The sequence below is a fragment of the Brachyspira sp. G79 genome (genome assembly GCF_002379365.1).
GTDB lineage: Bacteria > Spirochaetota > Brachyspiria > Brachyspirales > Brachyspiraceae > Brachyspira.
Window position 1 is genome coordinate 207849 of record NZ_JQIU01000008.1, and the last position, 4181, is coordinate 212029.

At 24.4% G+C, this 4181-nt stretch carries 3 protein-coding genes; all 3 read right to left on the minus strand.

The window, feature by feature from the left end; genetic code table 11:
• Nucleotides 1-1217, minus strand: a 1217-nt coding sequence (locus tag KQ44_RS02595; RefSeq protein WP_096736114.1) for a toll/interleukin-1 receptor domain-containing protein, incomplete at its 3' end; no start/stop codon positions are given.
• A 25-nt stretch (nt 1218-1242) separates the two neighbouring features.
• Nucleotides 1243-1887, minus strand: a complete 645-nt coding sequence (locus KQ44_RS02600) for a sigma factor (RefSeq protein WP_096736115.1) — start codon at nt 1885-1887, stop codon at nt 1243-1245.
• A 2-nt stretch (nt 1888-1889) separates the two neighbouring features.
• On the minus strand, nt 1890-4181 hold a 2292-nt coding region (locus tag KQ44_RS02605; protein ID WP_168171246.1), incomplete at its 5' end, for an NAD-binding protein.

Sequence of the window (4181 nt, forward strand, 5' to 3'; positions counted from 1 at the left end):
TCTTTTATGAGATTATAATTATCATCATATGTATATTTTATTTTATATATTCCTTCTTTATTAGGTATAATATTTCCGTTTAAATTGATTCCGTATTCTGCTATAATAACTCCGCTTTCATCAACCTCATATTGTTTACCGTAAAAACCATTTTTGTCTGATATAGGAGTATTCCATGAATCTTTATAATAAAGTTCATTTGTTATATAACCATTTTCATTATATTCCGCTTTATATCTTACAGTAGAATTTCCATTAAATATGAATGGCAAATTAAATTCATTTTTTAATGTAATTATTTTTAAATCCGAACTGTATTCTTTAATCATAACTATTTTATCATTATGGTCTTTGCATATTATTCTTTTTATATTTCCTTTAGAATCTATTTCTGGTATCCATATACTTATCTTATAATTTTTATCTAATATGCCGTAACTGTTTACCCTTTTTACACGTTTTAAAATACCTTTTTTATGTTCAAATATATAAGTACTTGCTCTTTGTAAATATTGTTTTTTTGTTAATTTTCCTATTCCTTTAGGTACTCCGTACTGATATACGAAATCATTATAATATGACAATTTTAGTTTATTATGTTCCCATATAAATATTATAGAAAATATAAAAATAATAATAATACATAGCAATATAGTTATTTTATTTACCAGTATTATTTTTTCTCTTGTTTTTTCTTTTTCAATTAGTTCTTCAAAATCGCATGCCAAAACACATGATAATATCTGGAGTAATGCTTTTTGCTTTGTTTCTTTTTTATTTTCTTTATCCCTTACATCAGCAATTATTGGGTTTAATGGTATTTTTTTATCAGTATCTATATATCTTAATTCTTCACTTATAGATTCTTCACCGTCTATAAGCATAATAATTATTCTATCAGAGCGTCCTAATTCTTTGAATATTTTTATTTCAGATTCTACCCACTTAGATTTTGATGTTTCTTTCGAGCAAATAACTACTAAATATTTTGACTGAATTAATGCTTTTTCTATGCTTTTAGTTAGATTTGAGCTTGATGATAATTCTTCTTCATCTCTAAATACTCTTCCTATTCTTTCAGGGAATCCTTTTTTTACTAGTTCTTTAGGTACTTTCCACGTTTCAAGAGATTCTAAAAGCCATTTCGCCCATTCATTATCAATATGTGTATAACTTATAAATACATCATAATTATAAATTACTTCTTTATTTATCATATTATTATACCAAGATATTTTATTTTTATATATTTTTATTAGTAAGTTTTTTTATGCAGTCTTTTATTTTATTATTATACGCTGATTTTATTTTATCTAAAATATGACCTGATATATTATATTTTGTTTTTATATCTTTTTGTTTTAAATCTTTATGAAGAAAAGAGAAAACATACTCTTTATATATAATAAAGCTATCTTCTATTAATTGTGATTTTTTATTTTTTACTTCTATAAGATTTGAAAGTCTTTGATCACACATATTACATTCTTGGCATATAGTGTCCATACTTTGTTTTGTAATAGCTTCAAGAAATAAGAATAGTCCCTCTTTGTACTCTTGGTATAAATCATTTATTTCATCATCGGGTATTACCAAATTAAGAAGCTCGTCATTCAATCCTTGCAGTTTATATTTTTTATTCATTTTACTGTTTTTCTTTCTAATATAATCAATTACCCTAGAGTTGATCATTATGTATATATATCCGTCTATAAGTTCATAGCCTTCTTTTTCAAAACCACTTCCTATTTTGTTTAACAATTCCACATAGATTTCCTGCATAATATCTTTAGCATCTTCATAGTCACCTATTTTTGAATACACTCTGCTGATATAGTTTTTATAATTTCTGTCAATGGAATTGATTAAGTCAATTATTTCCCACATAATTAATAACTTTTACCTATTTTGTATTTTATAAAAGATCCTAACTCTCTATTGTTAAGGAGAATGTCTCTCATTTTATCAATCAGTTCGTAATTAAGGATAAAACTTCCTGATAAACTTCTGTTTTTTGTATTGTTATCCTCCAAAATATAATGTTCATTCACAAACTCTATGTCTTTAGCATCTAAATTTTTTATAATCATTTCATATTCATCATTATTGATTGTTATAGGTATATCTATAAGCCCCATAGAATCTTTATATAATTCCTCATCAGATAGCTCCTCAAATGGTACTAATAGGTTGTGAAGTCTCATGTGTGATTTAATAAATGATAAAGTTTCTTTTGTATAATTAGAACCTATACTATCAAAACCTGATAATATTTTTGATACATACCATCTTTTATGTTCTAATCTGGAAAGTAAATCTATATCCTTTATATCTTTCAAATTTGCATGCTTTCTTTTGTCATTAAAATCCAATATTGATAATCCTAGATAATCAAGTTTTATAGCCAAAAATCTTGCTGCGTATCTATTATCGTTTTTTTCGCCTTCTGATATATTATTCCAAGCTCCGTTATTATTTGCAGTAGGCATTTTGCAGTATTCAGAGTATATTTTTTGTGCTATAGTATCCAAATCATTATACTGAAGCGAATAATCTATAGATGAAAGATAGTTTATAGATGGGAAAATTTCTATTCCTATTTTATAGTATTTATTATAAAGGTCTGGATTATTTTCTAATATATTTGTAGCTGAATCTAAAAATACAAATATTTTAGGTTCATCTTTTATAGATAAATTTTTAAATAGTATTTGTCTTGTTTCAATAGCCCAATTTAATGAGTTTTCTTCGTTATCTGCATAAATTAGGCATGAAGATAATCTGCTAAGTAAAGAAGCTATATTATCAGGTATTTCATTGTTAATAAAAGAAGGATAATCCAAAAAGTGAAGAGATGCAATTCTGTTTAATTCTGGAAGTTTATTAATAAGTACATTATTATAAAATTCCTTATTTTTATCTACAAATATGAGATTAATATTGCTCTCTTTTCCTACAACAAGAAGAATAAGCTCCCTTATTATATCTATAACATTATCATTAATTCCAAATATAAGTATTATAGGAGCATTCCCATCATTAATATTAATATTTCGTATCACAGAGTATTTTGAAATTTTATCAATGAAAAAACGTATAGCATTCTTTTTGAAAGATGAAAAACGTACATAAACAGGGTCTTTAGTGTATGATATGGGTAGTATTCTTTCATAATTTTTATATTTATTATTATCTTCTATATCCACTACTAATTCTATAGTATGATTTATTTTATATGTTCTTATTATTTTAGAAGCTATATTCATAGTTTCTATATTTTTATCATCATATTCAGAAATACAAAATACTTCACTGCATTTTAATATTCCAGCATTAAATAGGGTAGAAGCCTGAGTATAATCTCCTTTAAGTTTTATTACATTTTTATTAAATATATCTTTTGTATTAATTTCATCTTCATTGCATATAAGTACTATTTTTTTATCTTTGGACATTCCGTTTAGTACGCATAATGATTTTACATTACAGCCGCATATAATAGTATGTTTTTTAAAAAATATTGATATAATGGTTCTCGTTATTAAATCAGAAAAAAGATTTTTTATAACTTGAAATAAAGCACCTGCTAATGTAATAGGGGCAAGAAATCTTACTAAGTTTAATAGTGGCGGTAGTTCTTCCATATCAAAACTAGCTTCTAATTGAAATATCTGCAAAGTTTTATAAAATGCCGTAAGTATGCTTATATTTTCTCCATATTCTTTTAAACAAAACTCTTTCCAAGCAAAAATTCCGAGTACAGCTACAAAAAGAAATGATAAAACCCAAGTTACAGTCATACTTAAATATGATGCTTTTTTAGGTATCTTTTCTCCTATTACTTTTGAACATTTATCGCTGTTAATATTATTTAAGATATAATCTTCTATCTCATTTATATCTTTATTTAAATCTATATTTAATGTAAAAGGTGTATCATAATAATTTTGAAACGATAATACAGGTATATTATAATCTTTTTTAGGATTATTCTTAATATATCTGTTTATATTTACATTACTATCGCATATAAATAAAGTTATATCTGTTTTATGCGATAATAATGATATTAATTCCTGATTAGAAATATCTTCATCAATAATAAAACTTGAATTTGATCTTTTTAATATATATTCTATATCTTCATTATCCTTATTTATAATATTTTGTGTTATTATTTC